Here is a 21954-nt window from a genome sequence, read left to right as displayed (position 1 = left end):
CAGCAGGAGGTACGGCCCATGGACCGGGAACCCGCAGCGACACCCGTCATCTCCGTCCGCGGAGCCACCGCGGCCCTCGGCGGCCGGCCCGTCCTCCGGGGCGTCGACCTCACCGTCCACCGCGGTGAGGTCGTCGCGCTGCTCGGCGCCAACGGCTCCGGCAAGTCCACCGCCGTCCGCTCCGTCATCGGCCAGGTGCCGCTGACCGGCGGCACGATCGAGCTGTTCGGCACCGAGCGGAGGCGGTTCCGCGACTGGGCCCGCGTCGGGTACGTGCCGCAGCGCACCACCGCCGCGAGCGGCGTCCCCGCCACCATCCGCGAGGTCGTCACCTCGGGCCGCCTCTCCCGCCGCCGGTTCGGCCGGCTCTCCAGGACCGACCGGGCCGCCGTCGAGCGGGCCATCGCCCTCGTCGGCCTCGCCAACCGGGCCGGGGACTCCGTGGACGCCCTCTCCGGCGGCCAGCACCAGCGGGTCCTGATCGCCCGCGCGCTGGCCTCCGAACCCGAACTCCTGATCATGGACGAGCCGATGGCGGGCGTGGACCTCGCCAGCCAGGAGATCCTGGCCGCGACCCTGCGCGAGCAGGTCGCGGGCGGCGCCACCGTCCTCCTCGTCCTGCACGAGCTGGGCCCCCTGGAGCCGCTGATCGACCGGGCCGTGGTCCTGCGCGACGGCTGCGTCGTCCACGACGGGCCGCCGCCCGAGGCCGTCGGACAGCACGCCCTGCCCGGCCACGACCACGTACATCCGCACGCGGCCGGCGAGCCGCTCCGCACGGGACTGCTGACCTGATCATGGAATTCCTCGAACCCGCCTTCATGCAGCGGGCGCTGATCGCCGCCCTCCTGGTCGGCGTCACCGCCCCCGCCGTCGGCGTCTACCTCGTCCAGCGCCGCCAGGCGCTGATGGGCGACGGCATCGGGCACGTCGCCATGACCGGCGTCGGCCTGGGCTTCCTGCTGAACTCCAGCCCGATCTGGATGGCGACCCTCGTCGCCGTCGCCGGCTCGGTCGCGATGGAGCTGATCCGGGCGTACGGCAAGACCCGCGGCGACCTGGCGCTCGCTCTGCTCTTCTACGGCGGCATGGCGGGCGGCGTCCTGCTGATCAACCTCTCGCCGACCGGCTCGAACGCCAACCTCACCTCCTACCTCTTCGGCTCGCTGACCACGGTCTCGCCGGCGGACGTCACCGCGATCTCGGTCCTGGCGGCCTTCGTGGTCCTGGTCACGGTCGGCCTGCGCCGCCGGCTCTTCGCGGTCAGCCAGGACGAGGAGTTCGCCCGGGTCACCGGCCTGCCGGTGCGCGCCCTGAACCTGCTGATCGCCGTCACGGCCGCGGTGACCGTCACCGTCGCCATGCGGGTCGTGGGCCTGCTCCTGGTCAGCGCGCTCATGGTGGTCCCGGTCGCGGCGGCCCAGCAGCTCACCCGCTCCTTCCGCGCCACGTTCATCGGCGCGGTCCTCATCGGCGTCGCCGTCTCCCTGTCGGGCACGATCACCACGTACTACGTGGAGGCCCCGCCCGGCGCGACGATCGTGCTGTACGCGATCGGGGTCTTCGTCCTGCTCACGGCGCTCGCCACGCCGCTCGCGAGGCGGCGGGCGCGGGCGGTCGGGGCGGACGCGGCGGACCCGGCGGCCTGCGACGTACGGGTCCCGGCCGGGCGGCGGCCGGGCGACGACGCGAAGGTGTGAGCCACGACAGAACCCGGGGGCACGGGGGGCTGGCAGAATGGCGGGGGCAGACAAGCATCCAAGGAGGCCCCCGTGGTGACGGCAGGACCCCCCGTACGCGGCCGCTCGACCAGGCAGCGGGCCGCCGTGTCGGCGGCACTGAACGAGGTGGACGAGTTCCGCAGCGCCCAGGAGCTGCACGACATGCTCAAGCACCGCGGCGACTCGGTCGGCCTCACCACCGTCTACCGCACGCTCCAGTCCCTGGCGGACGCGGGCGAGGTCGACGCGCTGCGCACCAGTGACGGCGAGACGGTCTACCGCCGCTGCTCGACCGGCGACCACCACCACCATCTGGTCTGCCGCGTCTGCGGCAAGGCCGTGGAGGTGGAGGGCCCGATGGTGGAGCAGTGGGCCGAGGCCGTCGCCGCGGAGCACGGCTTCGTGAACGTGGCGCACACGGTGGAGATCTTCGGGACGTGCGCGGAGTGCGCCGGGAAGTGACCTGACATACGTGGAGCACGCGGGAGGGCCCGCACCGGACGGTTCCGGTGCGGGCCCTCCCGCGTGCCGTGCCCGTACGTCACGCCCGCGCGGCGTGCCGGTCCAGGAGCGCCCGGAGCCGGTCGGCGTCGGCCGCGTCGGCCAGGCCCCGCTTGGGCAGGTAGGCGAAGCCCGTGCCGGACGTGCGGTCCGTGAAGAGGACGAAGAGCCGGGGCGTCTCCGCGTACCGGGAGAGCAGCGCCCACCGGATCGCGGTCTCGGTGTCCCGGGAGGTCCACCGGGCCCCGTCCTCGTCCACGAAGGCCCTGGCCTCGCCCTGGGCGCCGATCAGCCGGTAGAGGCTCCGGGCGGTCGCCCACGGGATCAGCTCGGCGCATGTCACGGCCACCGCCCCGAGAGCGGTCAGCAGGGCCGCCGCACCGGGCTCCGGAGCGGGCGGCAGCAGGGACAGGACGGCGACGAGGACGGCGAGCGCGCAGCCCCCGTACGCGGTCCACCGCATCAGCGGCCACCAGCGGGTGGCCCGCAGCCGGGCCCGCACCGCCTCGTGCACCTCGCCGAAGTCGGCCGAGTAGGCCAGCTCCATCGGTTCCTCCCCCCTCACCGCGCCTCAGCCCTTGTCGAGGACGGCCATGTCGGCCGGGTCGACGCCGCCGAAGCGGCGGTCGCGGGAGGCGTACTCGACGCAGGCGCGCCACAGGTCGCGGCGGTCGAAGTCCGGCCACAGCACGTCCTGGAAGATCATCTCGGCGTAGCTGCTCTGCCAGATGAGGTAGTTGGAGGTGCGCTGCTCGCCGCTGGGACGCAGGAAGAGGTCCACGTCCGGCATGTCCGGGTAGTACAGGTACTTCTGGAAGGTCTTCTCGTTGACCTTCGACGGGTCCAGCTTCCCGGCCGCCACGTCCCGGGCGATGGCCTGCGCCGCGTCCGCGACCTCGGCGCGGCCGCCGTAGTTGACGCAGAAGTACAGGGTCATGGCGTCGTTGCCGACGGTCTGCTCCTGGGCGATCTGGAGCTCCTGGACGACCGACTTCCACATCTTGGGCATGCGGCCGACCCAGCGGATGCGGATGCCCAGCTCGTCCATCTCGTCGCGGCGGCGGCGGATGACGTCCCGGTTGAAGTTCATGAGGAAGCGGACCTCGTCGGGCGAGCGCTTCCAGTTCTCGGTGGAGAAGGCGTAGAGGGAGAGGTTCTTGACGCCCATCTCCAGGCAGCCCTTGAGCACGTCGAGGACGACGCCCTCGCCGACCTTGTGGCCCTCGGTGCGCGGCAGGCCGCGCTCCTTGGCCCAGCGGCCGTTCCCGTCCATCACGCAGGCCACGTGGTTCGGCACCAGCTCGGCCGGGAGCTTCGGCGGGCGGGCGCCGGACGGGTGCGGCTCGGGGAGCTTGTACTCCCGGCGCTGCCGCCCGAGGATTCCGCGTCGTGCGATGGCCATGGCGATGGATCTCCTACCTAGGTCTTCTCTACGTATCGCAGCGAGCGCAGGCCGCGCTCCAGGTGCCAGTGCAGGTAGGCGGAGACGAGCCCGCTGCCCTCCCTGACGTGACGCGGCTCGCACGCGTCCGCCGTCGCCCAGTCGCCGGTGAGCAGCGCGCTGAGCAGGCCGATGGCCTCCGCAGAGGGTACGACGCTTCCGGGCACGCGGCAGTCGCCGCATATGACTCCGCCCGCCGCGACCGAGAAGAACCGGTTCGGCCCCTGGAGTCCGCACTTGGCGCAGTCCTCGAAGCTGGGCGCGTAGCCGTTCACGGCGAGGGAGCGCAGCAGGAAGGCGTCCAGGATCAGGTGGGGGGCGTGCTCGCCCCGGGCGAGGGTCCGCAGGCCCCCGACGAGCAGCAGGTACTGCTGGACGGCCGGCTCGCCCTCGTGGTCGGTGAACCGCTCGGCCGTCTCCAGCATGGCCGTGCCGGCGGTGTAGCGGGCGTAGTCGGTGACGATCCCGCCGCCGTACGCGGCGATGGTCTCGCTCTGTGTGCAGAGCGGAAGGCCGCGCCCGATCAGCTCGCTCCCCCGGGCGAAGAACTGCACGTCCACGTGGGAGAAGGGTTCGAGCCGGGCCCCGAACTTCGACTTCGTGCGCCGCACGCCCCGCGCCACGGCGCGTACGCGCCCGTGTCCGCGCGTGAGGATCGTGATGATGCGGTCCGCTTCACCCAGCTTCTGGGTGCGCAGCACGATGCCGTCGTCGCGGAACAGACTCATGCGGCCCATTCTCCCGTACGGCACCGACAGCCGGGCCCGGGGCCGGGCGCCGGCGCCGTACGGGAGGTCTACGGGGCCCCGCCGCCGCTCAAGGCACCTCGCCCCGGCTGCGGGCGTTGACGTGCGCGGTGGTGGCGCTCAGCCGCTCGGCCGAGGTCGCCTCCCGCACCCCCTCGGGGTCCACGTCCCACTCGCGCCCGCCGCCCAGCGGGCGGACCTGGACGTAGGGCCCCTCGCGTCCCATGAGCCTCCCGACCCGTCCGGTGCGGATCTCGACGACGTACGACCCGATGGGCAGCGTCACGATCGACTCTCCTCCCTCGGCAGTACGGCGGCGGCGAGGAGCCGGGCCGTTTCCACCGTGCAGCATCCCAATTCCACGAGCGGCCTCGGGGGATCGGCGGCGAGGGTGACGACGTCGAGGCCGAGCGAGGGAAGGGTGATTCCCGCGCTCGCGAGCGCCTCGCGCAATTCCGCCACCGCCTCTTGCGCGGCTCCGATCGTCCCGGTGGACGCCTTCGTGATGTCTTCCTTCACCAACGTATGCCTTTCTCAATCCATTTCCTGCTTCGCCTCTCCAGGGTGACCCCTGATCCGTAGAATCGGCAGTTGCGCACGCCGTGCAACTGCCGGGTAGGGCAGGGGAGTTAATCCATGGCCAGAGGCAAGCGGCAGGACGCGCGGGAGCCCTTCGGGGAACTCCTGGAGGAGCGCAGAGAGGTGGCGGGGCTCTCACGGGGCGAACCGGGCGGACGGGTGTTCGTTTCGGGTGCCTACATCGGCCCGTTCGAGCAGGGAATTCGAAAACCACGACTGGACGTCGCGAAAAGAATCGACGAGGTCCTACAAACCGGCGGTATTTTCGAATGAGCGCGGCGAAAACTCATCGACAAGTCGCCGTACGCGTCTCATTTCCACGCGGTCGCGGAGCTGGAGCGGTTGGCGACCAGGATCTGCGAGTTCGCCCCGACGGCCATGCCGGGCCCGCTCCGGACGGCGAGCCGCCCGAGAACGCGGCACGCGCCTCCGCGGTCGGCGCAGCCACCACGGTCGAGCCACTGGAGCACTTCCCGACCCTGGCCCGGAAGCGGTGGGCACTGGCGACCGCGGCGCCGCGCGGTCGGCGACCGCGTCGACGTCACCGCCCACGTCCCAGGCGTCACCCCCGTCCGGGACGGCAAGAACCCCGGTCCCGTCCTCGTGGTGCGGGCCGGCGCCTGGGCGGCCTTCGTGGGTACCCGGCCGGATGCCCCCCAAGCGCCCCCTTGGGAAGTCATAAGCCAGCCTTATGACCTCATAGACAGGGGCGGGGTACCGCTCCGGGTCGTGCATTATTTAGGGTGACCTAAGTGTCGGCGGCTTCGCCGCCATGTCGCTGCGAAGGGAACCCAGTCATGCCCCGCCCCCTCCGGGTCGCGATCGTCGGCGCCGGCCCCGCCGGAATCTACGCCGCCGATGCGCTGCTGAAGTCCGAGGCCGCCGCCGAGCCGGGCGTGTCGATCGACATCTTCGAGCGGATGCCGGCGCCCTTCGGCCTCATCCGCTACGGCGTCGCCCCCGACCACCCGCGCATCAAGGGCATCATCACCGCGCTGCACCAGGTCCTCGACAAGCCGCAGGTCCGCCTGTTCGGCAACGTCGACTACGGCACCGACGTGCACCTGGACGACCTGCGCTCCTTCTACGACGCCGTGGTCTTCTCGACCGGCGCCATGGCGGACCGCGAGCTGAGGATCCCCGGCGTGGAGCTGGACGGCTGCCTCGGCGCCGCCGACTTCGCCTCCTGGTACGACGGCCACCCGGACGTCCCGCGCACCTGGGACCTGTCGGCCGAGAAGGTCGCCGTCCTCGGCGTCGGCAACGTGGCGCTCGACATCGCCCGCATCCTGGCGAAGACGGCGGACGAGCTGCTGCCGACCGAGATCCCGGCCAACGTCTACGAGGGCCTGAAGGCCAACAAGGCCCTCGAAGTCCACGTCTTCGGCCGCCGCGGCCCGGCGCAGGCGAAGTTCAGCCCCATGGAGCTGCGCGAGCTGGACCACTCCCCCACCATCGAGGTCATCGTCAACCCCGAGGACATCGACTACGACGAGGGCTCGATCGCGGACCGCCGCAAGAACAAGCAGACCGACATGGTCGCGAAGACCCTGGAGAACTGGGCGATCCGCGACATCGGCGACCGCCCGCACAAGCTCTTCCTGCACTTCTTCGAGTCCCCGGTCGAGGTCCTCGGCGAGGACGGCAAGGTCGTCGGCCTGCGCACCGAGCGCACCGAGCTGGACGGCACCGGCAACGTCAAGGGCACCGGCCAGACCACCGACTGGGACGTCCAGGCCGTCTACCGCGCGGTCGGCTACCTCTCGGACGAGCTGCCCAAGCTCCCGTGGGACGCCGTCAGCGGCACCGTCCCGGACCAGGGCGGCCGGGTGATCCAGGAGAACGGCGAGCACCTGGCGTCGACCTACGTGACCGGCTGGATCCGGCGCGGCCCGGTCGGCCTCATCGGCCACACCAAGGGCGACGCCAACGAGACCGTGGCGAACCTCCTGGACGACTTCGCGAACGGGCGCCTGCTCGACCCGGCCGCCCCGGAGACGGACGCGGTCGTGGCCTTCCTGGAGGGCAAGGGCATCACGTACACGACGTGGGAGGGCTGGTACGCCCTGGACGCCGCCGAGAAGGCGCTCGGCGAGCCGCAGGGCCGCGAGCGCGTGAAGATCGTGGAGCGCGAGGACATGCTGCGCGCGAGCGGCGCGATCAAGTAACGACGCGGCTGAACGACACGACTCCGCGGGGGTCCGGACGGAATCCGGGCCCCCGCGGAGTCGTTTCTTCTGACTTTTCCCGGCCTCAGGAGACCGTGCGCGCGGAGGTGAGCAGCCGGACGGTGTCGTCCGGGGGCAGCGAGAGCGCGTTGCCGACGGTGCCGAGGACCTCCATCTCGGCCGGGCGGTACGGGCCGTCGGCGAGGGCGATCCGGGCGGCCTGGACGAGGATCGACTCCCGCCCGGAGGGGGCCAGGTGCGGGGCGAGCGGCTCCAGGGCCTCGTGGAGCTCGATCGCGAGGAGCGTGCCCTCGGGGTTCACCTCGGGCATGAAGCGGCCCGTGTCGGCCTCCAGGGCCTCCACGAGGTCGACGAGCTGGACGGCCGTGCACTCGGCGAAGCCGGCCGACCGGACCGCGCTGACGGCCCGGTCCAGGACCGCGCGGGAGTCGGTGCCGCCGGCCGAGAGGACGGCCAGGGCGACGGTGTGCACGCCGTCCCGCAGCATCGCGGAGAAGCGGCTGGTCGTCGGGCGGTCGAGCACCTCCGTACCGAAGTGCGTGTGACAGGCCGCGCACTCGACGACCGGGCCCGTACAGCCCCGGGGCAGGACGGGGACGCCCAGGACGGCGAACCTGCGGCGGCCGGTGCGCCGCCGGTAGTTGCGGTCGCCCCCGCACTCCTCGCAGAAGAACTCGCCGTCCCCCACGGTGTTCCAGGAGGTGCGGACCCCGCAGATGCCCACTTTCCCACCACGTGCATTCCGGGCAGACCGCATACGCACCTCCTCGACGCCCCGGCTGCGCTGCCGGCGTGGGCGTGATGTTAACCACATCCGTGATGTGGCGTCAGTACCCCGTCGTCAGTTCACCGTGGAGATGGCCGAGACACGTCACCGTTCGACTACCGCGAGATCACCCTCCCGAGTGGTCCCGCAGGCGCCTCCTCGTCGTTGTGGGGGCCCGGACACGACACCGCCCCGCACTCTCCGGGAGGGTGCGGGGCGGCGGGGTCGGGGCAGGTCAGCGGGCGGAGCGGTTGACCGCCGAGATGACCGCCTTCAGGGAGGCGCGGGTCGTGTTGGCGTCGATGCCGATGCCCCACAGGACCTTGCCGTCGATGGCGCACTCGATGTACGAGGCGGCCTGCGCGGAGGCGCCCTCGCTCATCGTGTGCTCCTGGTAGTCCAGCAGGCGGGCGTCGACGCCGACGGCCTGCAGGGCGGCGAAGAAGGCCGAGATCGGGCCGTTGCCGGAGCCGGTCAGGACGGTGTCGACGCCGTCCACGACCGCCTCGACGGTCAGCGTGTCCGTGCCGTCGGTGTCGGACGTGGTCTGGCCGGAGCGGAGCTGGATGCGACCCCAGCGAGCCGCGGAGTCGTCCGGGTTGGGCAGGTACTCGTCCTGGAAGACGGACCAGATCGCGGCCGGCGTGACCTCGCCGCCCTCGCTGTCGGTCTTCTGCTGGATGATCCGGGAGAACTCGATCTGCATCCGGCGGGGCAGGTCCAGCTTGTGGTCGTTCTTCAGGACGTACGCGATGCCGCCCTTGCCGGACTGCGAGTTGACCCGGATGACGGCCTCGTAGGAGCGGCCGACGTCCTTGGGGTCGATCGGCAGGTACGGGACCGCCCACTCGATGTCGTCCACCGTCTTGCCCCGCGCGGCCGCGTCGGCCTCCATGGCGTCGAAGCCCTTCTTGATGGCGTCCTGGTGGGAGCCGGAGAAGGCGGTGTAGACCAGGTCGCCCGCGTAGGGGTGGCGCGGGTGGACCTCCATCTGGTTGCAGTACTCGCTGGTGCGGCGGATCTCGTCGATCTGCGAGAAGTCGATCTGCGGGTCGACGCCCTGGCTGAACAGGTTCATGCCCAGGGTCACCAGGTCGACGTTGCCGGTGCGCTCGCCCTGGCCGAACAGGCAGCCCTCGACGCGGTCGGCGCCGGCCATGACGGCCAGCTCGGCCGCCGCCACGGCGGTGCCGCGGTCGTTGTGCGGGTGGGCGGACAGGCAGACGTACTCCCGGCGGGTCAGGTTCCGGGACATCCACTCGAACCGGTCCGCGTGCGTGGACGGCGTCGAACGCTCCACGGTGGCGGGCAGGTTGAGGATGATCTCGCGGCCCGGACCGGGCTGCCAGACGTCGCAGACGGCCTCGCAGACCTCCAGGGCGAAGTCCAGCTCGGTGTCGGTGAAGATCTCGGGGCTGTACTGGTAGCCGAAGGTCGTCTCCGGGCCCAGCAGCTTCTCCGCGTACTCCATCACCAGGCGCGTGCCGTCCACGGCGATCTGCTTGATGTCCTCCTTCGAGCCGCGGAAGACGACCCGGCGGAAGGTGGGCGCGGTGGCGTTGTACAGGTGGACGGTGGCGCGCCTGGCGCCGACCAGGGACTCCACGGTCCGCTCGATCAGGTCCTCGCGGGCCTGGGTCAGGACGGAGATGGTGACGTCGTCCGGGATCGCGCCCTCTTCGATGATGGAGCGCACGAACGCGAAGTCGGTCTCGCCGGAGGACGGGAAGCCGACCTCGATCTCCTTGTAGCCCATGCGTACGAGCAGGTCGAACATCTCGCGCTTGCGGGCCGGGGACATCGGGTCGATCAGGGCCTGGTTGCCGTCGCGCAGGTCGGTGGACAGCCAGCGGGGGGCCTGGGTGATGCGCCGGTCGGGCCAGGTGCGGTCGGGGATCTCGACGGCCTCGTACCGGCCGTACTTGTGGATCGGCATCCCGGACGGCTTCTGCAGCGGCGTCTCGTTGGTGACGGGCGTGGGGCGGCCGATGAACGGGGACTGCGACATTGCGTAGGGCTCCTCGGGTCCAGCGGGGGAGGACGGCCGACTGTCGAACGCAACACCAGGTCCCGCGGGGAGGGGGTCGGCCTACGACTACAGGCCCTCGCCGCGGCAGCTAAGGAGAAGCAGCCCGAAACGCATGATGTGCCGCAGCTTAGCCCAGGGACGTGGAAGCGGACGTCCCGTTCCAGTATGCGGGACGGCCGCGGAATCAAACTCGAACAGTGACGGATCACTCCATTTCGCCAATCACCGTCTCTCCTAGTGACAGGCCCGTCACGCGCTGCCACATTGCTGGAATGAGCGCACACACGCCCGTCTTCTGTTCGATCGTGCCGCCGCACCTCCTGGAGCACCTGGCCCGGTCCTCCAACGCCGCCGTGGCCGCCGCCGCCCGCCGCACCCTGGCCGCGGACGCCTCGGCCCGCTCCGCCCGGGCGCTGCCCCGGCCGGGCTCTCCCCCGACGGCCGCCCCCCGCGCCGCCGCCGGGCCGCACCGCACCGTCCACGACTGCCGGCACGGCACCGACCTGCCGGGCACGGAGGTCCGCGCCGAGGGCGGGGCGGCGACCCCCGACGCCTCCGTGAACCGCGCGTACGCGGGCCTCGGCGCCACCTTCGACCTCTTCCTGCACGCCTTCGGGCGCGACTCGATCGACGGCTCCGGACTCCCGCTGACCGCCTCCGTCCACTACGACCGGAACTACGCCAACGCCTTCTGGAACGGCGAGCAGATGGTGTTCGGGGACGGCGACGACGAGATCTTCCTCGACTTCACCCTGCCCGTGGACGTCATCGGCCACGAACTGGCCCACGGCTTCACCCAGTACACGGCGAACCTGGAGTACTTCAGCCAGTCCGGCGCCCTCAACGAGTCGGTCTCGGACGTCTTCGGCTCCCTCGTGAAGCAGTACGCCCTCGGGCAGGGCGCCGAGGCGGCGGACTGGCTCATCGGCGAGGGCCTCTTCCACCCGGACGTGCGGGGCAGGGCACTGCGCTCCATGAAGGCCCCGGGCACGGCGTACGACGACGACGTCCTCGGCAAGGACCCGCAGCCCGCCCACATGGACGACTACGTCCGCACGAGCGGCGACAACGGCGGGGTGCACATCAACTCCGGCATCCCCAACCACGCCTTCTACCTGGCGGCGACCGAGCTGGGCGGCAACGCCTGGGAGCGGGCCGGGCAGATCTGGTACGACGTGATGACCGGCGGCGCCCTCACCCCGGAGACCCGCTTCGCCGAGTTCGCGGCGGCGACGGCGAAGGCGGCGAAGGACCGGTACGGCGACGGGGCGGAGATCCAGGCCGTCCTGAAGTCCTGGGCCGCCGTGGGCGTGCCGGTGGACTGAGCCGGGGTAGGGAAGGGCTCATGCGGATTCGAGTGCGGCGCACGGGCGGTTTCGCGGGCATCGAGCGGTCGGCGGAGGTGGACACCGCGGGCCGCTCCGACGCCGGGGAGTGGACCGCCCTGGCGGGGGCGGTCCTCACGACGGCCGGCGGGGACGGCGACCGCTCCCGCGTCCCGGACGGCTTCTCGTACGAGATCACGATCGACGGCCGCACGGTCCGCTGCGGCGACCCGGACCTGACGGAAGCGCAGAGGACCCTCATCACGAGGGTCCTCAAGGAAGGCGCGTGACTGCTTGCGGGTCTTGGAAGCCGAGCTTCCGGAGCCGCTTCGGGACCCCTCCTCCGTGCCGTCCTCGCGCCGTTCGGCCCCAGGGGGCCTCACGGGCTCCGCACGGCTGCGCCGGCCTCCGGCCGGACGGTGGTCGGTCGCCCTAGAAACCCAGCTTCCGCAACTGCTTCGGGTCCCGCTGCCAGTCCTTCGCGACCTTCACGTGGAGGTCGAGGAAGACCGGGGTGCCGAGGAGGGCCTCGATGTGCTTGCGGGACTTCATGCCGACCTCCTTGAGGCGGCTGCCCTTGGGGCCGATGATGATGCCCTTCTGGCTGGGGCGCTCGATGTACACGTTGGCGTGGATGTCGAGCAGCGGCCGGTCCGCCGGGCGGTTCTCGCGGGGGATCATCTCCTCCACGACCACCGCGATGGAGTGCGGCAGCTCGTCCCGCACGCCTTCGAGCGCGGCCTCGCGGATCAGCTCCGCGACCATGACCTGCTCGGGCTCGTCCGTGAGGTCGCCCTCCGGGTAGAGCGGCGGGGACTCGGGGAGCAACGGGATGAGCAGGTCCGCGACGAGCTGGACCTGCTTGTCGCCGACGGCCGAGACGGGGACGATCTCCTGCCACTCGAAGCCCAGCTCCCTGCCGAGCTGGTCGACGGCGATGAGCTGCTCGGCGAGCGTCTTGGAGTCGACCAGGTCGGTCTTGGTGATGATCGCGACCTTGGGGGTCTTCTTGATCTCCGCCAGTTCCTTGGCGATGAAGCGGTCGCCGGGGCCGAGCTTCTGGTCGGCGGGCAGGCAGAAGCCGATCACGTCGACCTCGGCCCACGTGGTGCGCACGACGTCGTTGAGCCGCTCGCCCAGGAGGGTGCGCGGCTTGTGGAGGCCGGGGGTGTCGACCAGGATCAACTGCGCGTCCGGGCGGTGCACGATGCCCCGGACGGTGTGCCGGGTGGTCTGCGGCCGGTTCGAGGTGATGGCCACCTTCTGGCCGACCAGAGCGTTCGTGAGGGTGGACTTGCCCGCGTTGGGGCGGCCGACGAAGCAGGCGAAGCCGGCCCGGTGGACGGCTTCGGTTTCTTGGTTGCGAGCGCTCATGGGGGCCATTGTCCCCGATGAGCGCCCGCGCCATGCACCCAGAGCCCGCGGGGGCTCGCCACGGGGGTCTCAGCCGGCCGTGACGGCGTGCCGCAGCCGCCCGTCCGGGCCCGCGAGCAGGACCGGCGTCTGCGGCCCTCCGAGGTCCCGCACGGCCGCGCGGTCCTCGTCCGAGGGCGCCTCGGCGGTGGTCACGACGGCCGCCGCCTCCAGGGACTCGGCGCCGCTGGCCACCGCCATCGCGACGGCGGTCCGCAGGGCGCTCAGCTTCAGCGAGTCGAGGGCCACGGTCCCGGCCACGTAGGTCCGGCCGGTCTCGTCGCGCACGGCCGCGCCCTCGGCCACGCCGTTGCGGGCCCGGGCGCTCCGCGCGAGGGTGATGATCTTGAGGTCCTCGGCGCCGAGGTCGCCGTGCTCGCTGCTGAGTGTCATGGACCGAGCATAGGCGGGGCCCGGCGCGTCCCGTACGGGGCCTCAGCCCGCCACCGGGTACATCGCCCCGCGCCGCCCCTCCGGGGAGACCAGCCACTCCAGCTTCGCGGCCGTGTCGGCCTCCGGGAGCGGGGTGTGCATCACGATGACCAGGTCGGGGCGGGCCGGGACCCGGAGCTGGGTCGCCTCGACGACCAGCGTGCCGACCAGCGGGTGCTCCATCTCCTTGCGGTTCTGGCCGCCCGGCAGGATGTCCTGCCGCTCCCACAGCTCCGCGAACTCGGCGCTGCGCGCCTTGGCCTCCTCGACCACCGCCCGGAAGCCCTCGTCGTCGGGGCACTCCGAGCAGGCCGACCGGAACTGCGCGACCACCTTGGGCGCCAGCTCCTCCCAGTGGCCCATCCGGGCCCGGTACAGCGGGTCGGTGAAGAAGGCGACCAGGCAGTTCTGGGAGATGTCCGGACGCATCCCGAGCACGATCGACGCCGCGTCGTTGTACAGGACCGTGTTCCAGTACACGTCCATGATGTGCGCCGGGAACGGCATCCACGCGTCGATCAGCCGCCGCAGGCCCTGGCACATGTCCCGGTCCTCCGGGGCCGCCTCCAGGGCCGGCGGGTTCAGACCCGCCAGGACGTACAGGTGGCGCCGCTCGGCCGGGCTCAGGCGCAGCACCCGCGCCACCGAGTCCAGGACCTGGGGCGAGACCGTGATGTCCCTGCCCTGCTCCAACCACTGGTACCAGGAGACCCCGACGCCCGCGAGGACGGCGACCTCCTCGCGGCGCAGGCCCGGGGTGCGGCGGCGGCCGCCGTCCGGCAGGCCCGCCTCGGCCGGGCTGACCCGGGCACGACGGCTCATCAGGAACTCGCGCAGTTCACCGAGGCGGTGCCGCTTCGCGTCGGTGCCCTCGGCAGCGGTGACCACGTGTGCTTCCTCCCCCTGGACGCCTGGTGGTGCGACCGGCCCGGATGCCCGGTGGTGCCCGGACGCCCGTCGCCTGGTGGTGCGACCAACAGGATAAGTTCCCGCTCCCCAGGCTTGTTCCCGCGCGCCCAGGGTGGGGGCATGGCAACGCTGACCCCTTCCTCTCCGTCCTCCGGCGCGACCGCGCCCCCCGCTCCCCCGGTCCTCGGCCGGCGCGACCGGCTCGTCCTCTTCGTGCTGTGCGCCGCCCAGTTCATGGTGGCGCTCGACTTCTCCGTGCTGAACGTGGCGCTGCCCGTCCTCGGCGCCGACCTCGGTCTCGACCGGTCGGCCCTCCAGTGGGCCGTCACCGCCTTCGCCCTGCCCTCCGGCGGCTTCCTGCTGCTCTTCGGGCGGATCGGCGACCTCTACGGGCGCAAGCGGCTCTTCCTCGCCGGGCTCGCCGTCTTCGGCGCCGCCTCGCTGCTCGCCACCCTCGCCTGGAACCCGGCCGCCTTCCTCACCGGGCGCGCCCTCCAGGGCCTGGGCGCCGCCGCGATCGTGCCCACCGGCATGTCCCTCCTGACGACCACCTTCCCGGAGGGGCCGCTGCGGGACCGGGCGCTGGGCATCTCCGGCACCCTGCTCTCGCTGGGCTTCACCATCGGCATGGTGCTCGGCGGGGTCATGACCGACACCCTGGGCTGGCGCTCCACGATGGGCCTGCTCGCCGTCTTCACCCTGGTCGTGCTGCCGCTGGCGCCGGGCCTGCTGCCCGAGTCCCGCACCCCGGACCGGCCCCGGCTCGACGTGCCCGGCGCGGTCACCGTCACCGGCGGCCTGCTCGCCCTGATCTACGCCCTGTCGACGGCGGCCGAGCACGGCTTCGGCGGCACGGACGTGCGGATCACGCTGCTGGCGGGCGTGCTGCTGCTCGCGGTCTTCGTGCGGGTCGAGTCCCGGCACGCGGCCCCGCTGGTGTCGCTGCCGATGCTGCGGCGGGGCACGATCGCCTTCGGCAACCTGGGCGGGCTCGTCACCTTCTCGATGATGTCGACCGTCGTCTTCGTCCTGACCCTGTACCTCCAGGACACCCTGGGCCTCTCGGCCTTCGCCACCGGTCTGGTCTTCGGGGTGCAGGGCGTGCTCTCGGTCGTCGCCGGGACGTTCGCGCCGAGGCTGATCGGCCGGATCGGCGCCCGCCGCACCCTGGTGGCCTCGCTCGTCGGCCAGGGCCTGCTGACGGCCGCCCTGCTCGGCGTCTCGGAGGACTCGGGCGCGGTCCTGGCGACGGTCGCGGTCTCGCTGGCCTCCATGTGCCACCTGGGCGCGATCATCTCGTACGGCCTGACCGTCACCTCCGGCGTCCCCGACGGGGAACAGGGCCTGGCGACCGGCCTGGTGACCACCACCCAGCAGGTCGGCCTCACGGTCGGGATCCCGCTGCTCGGGGTGCTCGCCACGACGGGCGGGGACCTGTACGGGGGCGTCCGCACGGTCCTCGCCCTGGACGCGGCGATCGTGCTCGGCACGGCGCTGGTCGTCGGCCTGGGCCTGCGGCGCCGGTCCTGAGCCGGGGCCGGGCCCCGGCCCGGGGTCAGGGGCGGTCGAGGCGGAGCCGCACCGCCTTCGGCAGGCCCGCGACGACGAGGTCGTACGAGTCCTCGACCAGCTCCCGGACCGTGCGGTCCGGGAGCTGGTCGACGGTCACGGTGTTCCAGTGCCGCTTGTTCATGTGGTAGCCGGGGACGATCGCCGGGTGCTCCTCGCGGAGCCGCACGGCCTCCTCCGGGTCGCACTTGAGGTTGACCTTCAGCGGCTCGGAGTCGAGCGACGAGAGCGCGAACAGCTTCCCGGCCACCTTGAAGACGGAGGTCTCCGGGCCGAAGGGGAACTCCTCCGTCGCGTCGTTGAACTCCAGGCAGAGGGCGCGCAGCTCTTCGGGGGTCACTCGGTCTCCTCGGTGGTCACTCGGGCTCCTTCTCCGCTCCGACCGGCTCCACCGGTTCCACGAGCACGGTGACGATCTTGTTCCGGCGACCGGCCGGGGACTCGGCGGTCAGCCGCAGCGAGCGCCCGTCGGGCAGCTCCACGACGGACTTCGCGCCCGAGATCGGGACGCGGCCCAGGGCCTTGGCGAGCAGGCCGCCGACGGTCTCCACGTCCTCGTCGTCGTACTCGTCGGGGCCCAGGCCGTAGAGCTCGCCGAGGTCCCCGATGTCGAGGCGGGCGGTCACCCGGTACCGGTCGTCGCCGAGCTCCTGGACGGGCGGCAGCTCCCGGTCGTACTCGTCGGTGATCTCGCCGACGATCTCCTCCAGGATGTCCTCGATGGTGACGATGCCGGCCGTGCCGCCGTACTCGTCGACGACGACGGCGACGTGGTTGCGCTCCTGCTGCATCTCGCGCAGCAGGTCGCCGGCGTTCTTGGTGTCCGGCACGAAGGCGGCGGGCCGCATCGCGGTCGACACCAGGTCGGACTCCGACTCCCGGTTGACGTGGGTCCGGCGGGCCAGGTCCTTGAGGTACACGATGCCGACGATGTCGTCCTCGTTCTCGCCGGTGACCGGGATCCGGGAGAAGCCGGAGCGCAGCGCGAGGGTGAGGGCCTGGCGGACGGTCTTGTACCGCTCGATGCAGATCAGGTCGGTGCGGGGCACCATCACCTCGCGCACGAGGGTGTCGCCCAGCTCGAAGACGGAGTGCACCATGCGGCGCTCGTCGTCCTCGATCAGCGACTCCTGCTCGGCGAGGTCGACCAGGGCCCGCAGCTCGGCCTCGGAGGCGAAGGGACCCTTGCGGAAGCCCTTGCCGGGGGTGAGCGCGTTGCCGATGAGGATCAGGAGCTGCGGGATCGGGCCCATGATCCGGGCCAGCGGCACCAGGACGTACGCGGCGGCCGTCGCCGTGTTCAGCGGGTGCTGGCGGCCGATGGTGCGCGGCGAGACGCCGACGGCCACGTACGAGACGAGGACCATGACGGCGATGGCGACGAGGAGCGCCTCCCAGGTCTCCGGGAAGGCCTCCAGGCAGGCGTACGTGACGAGGACGCCGGCCGCCATCTCGCAGGCGACGCGGACCAGCAGCGCCACGTTGAGGTAGCGGGTCGGGTCGGAGGCGACCCGGGCGAGCTTCTCGGCTCCGCGCCGCCCGGACCGTACGGCCTCGGCGGCGCGGAAGCTGGAGATCCGGGCGAGACCGGCCTCGGCACAGGCGGCGAGCCAGGCCACGACGACCAGGGCGACCGCCCCGAGGATCAGCGAGACGTCCATCGGGGTCAGGAGACGGTCGGTGCCGGGGAGGGGCCGGTCAGGCCCTTCTCCGCGCGCCAGCCGTCGACGATCGCCGCCTGGAGGCCGAACATCTCGGCCTTCTCGTCGGGCTCCTCGTGGTCGTACCCGAGGAGGTGCAGCACTCCGTGGACGGTGAGGAGCTGGAGCTCCTCGTCCATGGAGTGCTGCGTCGGCGCGTCCTTGCCCTGCTGGGTGGCGACCTCGGGGCAGAGCACGATGTCGCCGAGGAGCCCCTGCGGGGGCTCCGCGTCGTCCTTCGCCGGCGGACGCAGCTCGTCCATCGGGAAGGACATGACGTCCGTGGGGCCGGGCAGGTCCATCCACTGGATGTGGAGCTGCTCCATCGCCTCCGCGTCCACGACGATCACCGAGAGCTCGGAGAGGGGGTGGATGCGCATGCGCGCGAGCGCGTAGCGGGCGATGTCGAGGATCGACTGCTCGTCGACCTCGGTGCCGGACTCGTTGTTGACGTCGATCGACATGGTGGTTCTGTGACTACTTCCCGTTGCGGCCGTTGCGGCTGTCGTACTGCTCGTACGCGTCGACGATACGGCCGACGAGCTTGTGCCGGACGACATCCTGCGACGTGAGCGTGGAGAAGTGGACGTCCTGGACCCCGTCGAGGATGTCGCGGACCTGCCGCAGACCGCTCTTCGTCCCGTTCGGCAGGTCGACCTGGGTGACGTCACCGGTGATGACGATCTTCGAGTCGAAGCCGAGGCGGGTGAGGAACATCTTCATCTGCTCGGGGTTCGTGTTCTGCGCCTCGTCCAGGATGATGAACGCGTCGTTGAGCGTGCGACCCCGCATGTACGCCAGGGGCGCGACCTCGATCGTCCCGCTCGCCATGAGCTTGGGGATCGAGTCCGGGTCGAGCATGTCGTGCAGGGCGTCGTAGAGCGGGCGCAGGTACGGGTCGATCTTCTCGTAGAGGGTGCCCGGCAGGAAGCCGAGCCGCTCGCCCGCCTCGACGGCGGGTCTGGTCAGGATGATCCGGGTGACCTGCTTGGACTGCAGGGCCTGGACCGCCTTGGCCATGGCGAGATAGGTCTTGCCGGTGCCCGCGGGGCCGATGCCGAAGACGATGGTGTGCTTGTCGATGGCGTCGACGTACCGCTTCTGGTTGAGCGTCTTGGGGCGGATCGTGCGTCCCCGGCTGGAGAGGATGTTCTGCGTGAGCACCTCGGCGGGAGTCTCCTCGCCGCCCTCCGCCGATCCGTCGCCGCTCGCCCTGAGCATGGCGATCGAGCGTTCCACTGCGTCCTCCGTCATCGGCTGACCGGTGCGGAGCACCAGCATCATCTCGTCGAACAGGCGCTGGATCAGGGCGACTTCCGTTGCGTCGCCGACCGCGCTGACCTGATTGCCCCGGACGTGGATGTCGGCGCCCGGGAACGAGCGCTCGATCACGCGGAGCAGGGCGTCCCCGGAGCCGAGGAGGGTCACCATCGGATGCTTGGCGGGGACGGTGAAGTGGGCGCGGGCCTGTCCGCGCGCCCCGTCGTGGGGCGCTCCGTCGTGGGCTGTGGGTGTGTGAGTCATGGGCCGGCACTGTGGCCTGCACATACCTCCCGTCGCATGGTTCTCGCTGCTCGACAACCTCTCGACCACCAAGCCTACGACCTGGTACCGACAGTGCCTAAGGGGTTTACGGAGGGCCGTTCGAGTGACGTGCTCGCTTTCGGGCGGGACCTCCTCCTCCGGGCGCGGCCTCCTCCTCCGGGCGCGGCCTCCTCCTCCGGGCGGGTCCCCTCAGGAGGCGGCCGCGCGGAAGCCGATCGTCGGAACCGCCCGGCGCAGCGGCCAGGGGCGGCCGGGGGCGGGCAGGAGGCGCTCCAGGAAGGCGTAACGGCCGCGCAGGGCCTCGGGGTCCTGCCGGGCGTCGCCCTGGGCCCGCTGCCACCAGGCGGCGATCTCGTCCCAGGTGGGGGCGGAGAGGGAGCCGCCGAACTCCTGGACGGAGAGGGCGGCGGTGAGCCCGGCGAAGGCGAGCCGGTCGGCGAGGGGCCAGTCGGCGAGGGTCCCGGTGACGAAACCGGCGACGAAGACGTCCCCGGCGCCGGTCGGGTCGAGGGCGGAGACCTGGATGGCGGGGACCTCGGCGGTCTCGCCGGTGGCCCCGTCGACGGCGTAGGCCCCCTCGGCACCGAGGGTGACCACGGCGTAGCGGACCTTGTCGGCGAGGGCGCGGGCGGCGGCCCGGGGGCAGTCGGTGCGGGTGTAGCGCATCGCCTCGGCGGCGTTGGGCAGGAACGCCTCGCAGTGCTCCAGGTCGGGGAGGGCCGCCAGGTCCCAGCGGCCGGTGTCGTCCCAGCCGACGTCGGCGAAGACCTTGGCGCCCGCGCGGGCGGCCTGGGCGACCCACTCCTCGGAGCGGCCGGGGGCCAGGGAGGCGACGGCCGCGCGCGCGTGCGGCGGGTAGGCGGGCAGGGCGCCGTCGGGCGGCGGGGCCTCGTGGCCGTGGGAGACCATCGTGCGCTCGCCCTCGTAGGCCATGGAGACGGTGACCGGGGAGTGCCAGCCGGGGACCGTGCGGGAGAACGAGAGGTCGATGCCCTCGCCCTGCTCCAGGGCGTCCCAGCAGTACTCGCCGTAGTGGTCGTCGCCGAAGGCGGCGGCGAGGGAGGTGCGCAGGCCGAGGCGGGCGAGGGCGGTGGCCATGTTGGCGACGCCGCCGGGGCTGGAGCCCATGCCGCGGGCCCAGGACTCGGTGCCGCGGACGGGGGCGCTGTCGAGGCCGGTGAAGATGATGTCCAGGAAGACCGTGCCGGTCAGGAAGACGTCGCAGGCGGGGTCCGTGGGTTCGCGGAGGCGCTCCAGCGGATCGACCTCGGCGTCGTGGTGCGGCTGCTCTCCCCTGGCTGTGGTCACGGCGGACTCCCCGGTCGCGGTGCGGATCCGCCCAGTGTGCCCGACGGGGGGTGGGAGGCGGGTGGGACTCACGGGGAGGACCGAGCCGTTACCCGGAAACCGCCCATCCAAACCCATGGTGACCCGGATCACGTAACGTACCGGCGGATACCGTCTTCTCCCGCCCCTCCCCCGCTTGATACAGATGGTCCCGCGACCCCGTGCCACTCCCCGCACCACCGGGCGCTCCACCCCTCCCCTCCTTGCTCCTGGGAACGCCCATGTCGTCGCGGACTCGCGGCGCGGGGGCCCTCGTCGCCCTCGTCGCCCTCTTCACGGCCGGTCACCTGGCCCCGTACCTCCTGCCGACCGTCGTCGGCCGGCTCTCCGCCGGACTCGGCCTCACCCCCGCGCAGGCGGGCCTGGTCGGTTCGGTCCTGCTGCTCGGCTCCTCCTGCGCCGGTTTCGCGCTCGCCGCGCGCGGGGAGCGGATCGGACCGCGCCGGGCGGCCCGCGCGGGCCTGCTCGCCATGGTGGTCGGGTACGACTCCGCCGCCGCGACCGGCACCGTGCCGCTGGTGGTCGCGGGCGCCGTCCTCGGCGGCCTCGGCTCGGGCACGGCGACGGCGGTGGCCGCCGCCGGGATCGCCGGGCGGCGGGACCCGCACCGGGCCGCCGCCCTCGGCCTGCTCTCCGTCTCGGCCGCGGCGGGCGCCCTCTACCTGACGCTCCCCCACCTGGGCGGCGGGCACGCGCCCCCGCTGGTCGCGATCGCCTGCGCGGCGGTCCTGGTGTGGCCGGCGACGGGGCACCTGCCGGGCGGTACGCGGGCGCGTGCGGGTGCGGGTGCGGGTGCCGCGCAGGTGACGGGGCCGCTGCCGCACCGGCGGGCGGGGATCGTCCTCGCGGGCGGCATCCTGTGCTGGTCCCTCGCGCAGAACGCCCTGTGGGGCGTGAGCGGCCGCATCGGGCTCACCCAGGCCGGGCTCTCCGAGGTCACCGTCGGCGCGGTCCTCGCGGCGGCGCTCGGCGCGGGGCTCGCCGGGGTCACGGCGGCGGGGGCGCTCGGTTCGCGCCTGGGCCGGGCGGTGCCGATCGGGGCGGGCACGGTGCTCATCGCGGGCTGCGTGCTGCTGAGTTCGGCCGCCGGGGGCCTGGCGTCCTTCGCGACCGGCGAGGTCCTGTGGAACGCCCTCTACCCGGTCGTCCTGTCCTACCTCCTGGGCCTGGCCGCCTCCCTCGACCCGCGCGGCCGCTGGGCCGTCCTGGTCGGCTCGGCGTCCTCCCTCGGCGTGGCCTGCGGCCCGGTGACCGGCAGCCTCCTCTCCGAGGGCGTCGGCTACCCGGGCATGGGCGCGGTCCTCTGCGCCCTGCTCCTCCTGGTCGCCGCCCCCATGACGGCCGTGGCCCGCCACGCCGCCGGGCGCCCCCTGGTCCCCGGCTCGGTCCGCCGCCGCGGCGGGGCCCCTGCGGCCGTCCTCGCCGGCAACGCGTCGGGGACGCCGGCCCTGGTTCCGCAGATGGGGGCGCCGGAGCAGCCGGTGGCTGCGATCCGGGTGCCGGTCACCCGGCGCCGGCTGACGAGGGCGGCGGTGGGGTTGGCGGGGGTGAGGGGGCGGGAGTAGGCGGGGTGGGTGGGGGGGGCGCCTGCGGCGGGCTTGTCCCCCACCCCGCCCCTTCCCGTAACCGGGGCTCCACCCCGGACCCCACGCCTCGAACGCCGGCGGGGCTGAAAGTTCGGCCCGTGCGGGGGTCCGGGGGCTCGCCCCCGGTTTCGGCAAGGGGCGGGGTGGGGTGAGAGG

Annotated in this window: 23 protein-coding genes and 2 pseudogenes; 10 read left to right on the top strand and 15 right to left on the bottom strand. The window is 72.5% G+C overall.

All coding sequences use genetic code 11. The features are described 5' to 3' along the window. Nucleotides 1–18 precede the first annotated feature (18 nt). From ACFYNX_RS07300 to ACFYNX_RS07290, 3 genes are all read left to right on the top strand, one after another. Nucleotides 19–795, top strand: a complete 777-nt coding sequence (locus ACFYNX_RS07300) for a metal ABC transporter ATP-binding protein (RefSeq protein ID WP_388658597.1) — start codon at nucleotides 19–21, stop codon at nucleotides 793–795. After that, nucleotides 792–1700 carry a metal ABC transporter permease gene (locus tag ACFYNX_RS07295; RefSeq protein ID WP_388659743.1) on the top strand — a complete coding sequence of 303 codons (909 nt, stop codon included), beginning with the start codon at nucleotides 792–794 and terminating at the stop codon, nucleotides 1698–1700. The genes ACFYNX_RS07300 and ACFYNX_RS07295 overlap by 4 nt, the downstream gene beginning before the upstream one ends. A 72-nt stretch (nucleotides 1701–1772) precedes the next feature. Next, nucleotides 1773–2183: a transcriptional repressor gene (locus tag ACFYNX_RS07290; RefSeq protein ID WP_365538108.1), complete on the top strand. Its 411-nt coding sequence runs from the start codon at nucleotides 1773–1775 to the stop codon at nucleotides 2181–2183. Nucleotides 2184–2262: 79 nt separating this feature from the next. Here ACFYNX_RS07290 and ACFYNX_RS07285 read toward each other — a convergent pair whose 3' ends face one another. The 5 genes from ACFYNX_RS07285 to ACFYNX_RS07265 all read right to left on the bottom strand — a co-directional run bounded on the left by ACFYNX_RS07285 (nucleotide 2263) and on the right by ACFYNX_RS07265 (nucleotide 4928). After that, nucleotides 2263–2769, bottom strand: coding sequence for a YcxB family protein (locus ACFYNX_RS07285; protein ID WP_388658594.1), 507 nt, complete (start codon nucleotides 2767–2769; stop codon nucleotides 2263–2265). Between the two features lie 24 nt (nucleotides 2770–2793). Further along, a complete protein-coding gene (locus tag ACFYNX_RS07280) occupies nucleotides 2794–3618 on the bottom strand; it encodes an isoprenyl transferase (protein WP_109186119.1) in 825 nt (274 codons plus the stop codon). Between the two features lie 23 nt (nucleotides 3619–3641). Continuing rightward, nucleotides 3642–4391 carry a DNA repair protein RecO gene (gene recO, locus ACFYNX_RS07275; RefSeq protein ID WP_121829452.1) on the bottom strand — a complete coding sequence of 250 codons (750 nt, stop codon included), beginning with the start codon at nucleotides 4389–4391 and terminating at the stop codon, nucleotides 3642–3644. 88 nt (nucleotides 4392–4479) lie between these two features. Next, on the bottom strand, nucleotides 4480–4695 hold the full coding sequence (locus ACFYNX_RS07270) for a hypothetical protein (protein ID WP_125659207.1): 216 nt from the start codon (nucleotides 4693–4695) through the stop codon (nucleotides 4480–4482). After that, entirely contained in the window at nucleotides 4692–4928 is a 237-nt protein-coding gene (locus ACFYNX_RS07265) for a hypothetical protein (protein ID WP_237528760.1), read from the bottom strand. The genes ACFYNX_RS07270 and ACFYNX_RS07265 overlap by 4 nt, the downstream gene beginning before the upstream one ends. A 117-nt stretch (nucleotides 4929–5045) precedes the next feature. On the opposite strand from ACFYNX_RS07265, the pseudogene ACFYNX_RS07260 reads away from it, so the two are divergent. The 3 genes and pseudogenes from ACFYNX_RS07260 to ACFYNX_RS07250 form a co-directional block, all read left to right on the top strand. Next, nucleotides 5046–5402 (top strand): annotated as a pseudogene (locus ACFYNX_RS07260) (multiprotein-bridging factor 1 family protein); the annotation flags it as partial. 129 nt (nucleotides 5403–5531) lie between these two features. Then, nucleotides 5532–5735: pseudogene (locus tag ACFYNX_RS07255) on the top strand (DUF397 domain-containing protein); the annotation flags it as partial. A gap of 50 nt (nucleotides 5736–5785) precedes the next feature. Next, on the top strand, nucleotides 5786–7156 hold the full coding sequence (locus tag ACFYNX_RS07250; protein ID WP_388658590.1) for an FAD-dependent oxidoreductase: 1371 nt from the start codon (nucleotides 5786–5788) through the stop codon (nucleotides 7154–7156). 85 nt (nucleotides 7157–7241) lie between these two features. Here the strand turns inward: ACFYNX_RS07250 and ACFYNX_RS07245 are convergent, their stop codons facing one another. Both ACFYNX_RS07245 and leuA read right to left on the bottom strand, forming a co-directional pair. Then, nucleotides 7242–7934, bottom strand: coding sequence for a TerB family tellurite resistance protein (locus ACFYNX_RS07245; protein WP_365538121.1), 693 nt, complete (start codon nucleotides 7932–7934; stop codon nucleotides 7242–7244). Between the two features lie 244 nt (nucleotides 7935–8178). After that, entirely contained in the window at nucleotides 8179–9951 is a 1773-nt protein-coding gene (gene leuA / locus ACFYNX_RS07240) for a 2-isopropylmalate synthase (protein WP_388658588.1), read from the bottom strand. Nucleotides 9952–10244: 293 nt separating this feature from the next. On the opposite strand from leuA, the gene ACFYNX_RS07235 reads away from it, so the two are divergent. Beyond that, complete coding sequence (locus tag ACFYNX_RS07235; RefSeq protein WP_388658586.1) at nucleotides 10245–11297, top strand: M4 family metallopeptidase; 1053 nt, start codon at nucleotides 10245–10247, stop codon at nucleotides 11295–11297. A gap of 20 nt (nucleotides 11298–11317) precedes the next feature. Continuing rightward, nucleotides 11318–11587, top strand: a complete 270-nt coding sequence (locus tag ACFYNX_RS07230; RefSeq protein ID WP_388658583.1) for a protealysin inhibitor emfourin — start codon at nucleotides 11318–11320, stop codon at nucleotides 11585–11587. Nucleotides 11588–11729: 142 nt separating this feature from the next. Here the strand turns inward: ACFYNX_RS07230 and era are convergent, their stop codons facing one another. From era to ACFYNX_RS07215, 3 genes are read right to left on the bottom strand one after another with little or no spacing between them, the layout of a single operon-like run. Then, nucleotides 11730–12680: a GTPase Era gene (gene era / locus ACFYNX_RS07225; protein WP_388658581.1), complete on the bottom strand. Its 951-nt coding sequence runs from the start codon at nucleotides 12678–12680 to the stop codon at nucleotides 11730–11732. A gap of 60 nt (nucleotides 12681–12740) precedes the next feature. Beyond that, nucleotides 12741–13103 (bottom strand): cytidine deaminase, encoded by a 363-nt coding sequence (locus ACFYNX_RS07220; RefSeq protein ID WP_365538134.1) that lies wholly within the window; start codon nucleotides 13101–13103, stop codon nucleotides 12741–12743. A gap of 42 nt (nucleotides 13104–13145) precedes the next feature. Further along, entirely contained in the window at nucleotides 13146–13964 is an 819-nt protein-coding gene (locus ACFYNX_RS07215; protein WP_125659268.1) for a helix-turn-helix transcriptional regulator, read from the bottom strand. Nucleotides 13965–14171: 207 nt separating this feature from the next. Between ACFYNX_RS07215 and ACFYNX_RS07210 the strand changes: the two genes are divergently transcribed. Further along, nucleotides 14172–15581, top strand: coding sequence for an MFS transporter (locus tag ACFYNX_RS07210; protein ID WP_388658578.1), 1410 nt, complete (start codon nucleotides 14172–14174; stop codon nucleotides 15579–15581). Between the two features lie 25 nt (nucleotides 15582–15606). On the opposite strand, the gene ACFYNX_RS07205 is transcribed toward ACFYNX_RS07210, so the two are convergent. The 5 genes from ACFYNX_RS07205 to ACFYNX_RS07185 all read right to left on the bottom strand — a co-directional run bounded on the left by ACFYNX_RS07205 (nucleotide 15607) and on the right by ACFYNX_RS07185 (nucleotide 20173). Continuing rightward, nucleotides 15607–15960, bottom strand: a complete 354-nt coding sequence (locus tag ACFYNX_RS07205; RefSeq protein ID WP_365538139.1) for an MmcQ/YjbR family DNA-binding protein — start codon at nucleotides 15958–15960, stop codon at nucleotides 15607–15609. 16 nt (nucleotides 15961–15976) lie between these two features. Continuing rightward, nucleotides 15977–17281: a hemolysin family protein gene (locus tag ACFYNX_RS07200; protein WP_365538141.1), complete on the bottom strand. Its 1305-nt coding sequence runs from the start codon at nucleotides 17279–17281 to the stop codon at nucleotides 15977–15979. Between the two features lie 5 nt (nucleotides 17282–17286). Then, the gene (gene ybeY / locus ACFYNX_RS07195) at nucleotides 17287–17784 is read right to left on the bottom strand and encodes an rRNA maturation RNase YbeY (RefSeq protein WP_030211030.1); all 498 of its coding nucleotides are present in this window, start codon (nucleotides 17782–17784) and stop codon (nucleotides 17287–17289) included. A gap of 13 nt (nucleotides 17785–17797) precedes the next feature. After that, on the bottom strand, nucleotides 17798–18844 hold the full coding sequence (locus tag ACFYNX_RS07190; protein ID WP_388658573.1) for a PhoH family protein: 1047 nt from the start codon (nucleotides 18842–18844) through the stop codon (nucleotides 17798–17800). A 210-nt stretch (nucleotides 18845–19054) separates the two neighbouring features. Next, nucleotides 19055–20173, bottom strand: coding sequence for a PfkB family carbohydrate kinase (locus tag ACFYNX_RS07185; protein WP_365538146.1), 1119 nt, complete (start codon nucleotides 20171–20173; stop codon nucleotides 19055–19057). Nucleotides 20174–20433: 260 nt separating this feature from the next. Between ACFYNX_RS07185 and ACFYNX_RS07180 the strand changes: the two genes are divergently transcribed. Then, nucleotides 20434–21777, top strand: a complete 1344-nt coding sequence (locus ACFYNX_RS07180; RefSeq protein WP_388658570.1) for an MFS transporter — start codon at nucleotides 20434–20436, stop codon at nucleotides 21775–21777. Nucleotides 21778–21954: the final 177 nt, after the last annotated feature.

Source organism: Streptomyces sp. NPDC007872 (genome assembly GCF_042868165.1).
GTDB lineage: Bacteria > Actinomycetota > Actinomycetes > Streptomycetales > Streptomycetaceae > Streptomyces.
This window is presented reverse-complemented; position numbering and strand designations above follow the sequence as displayed.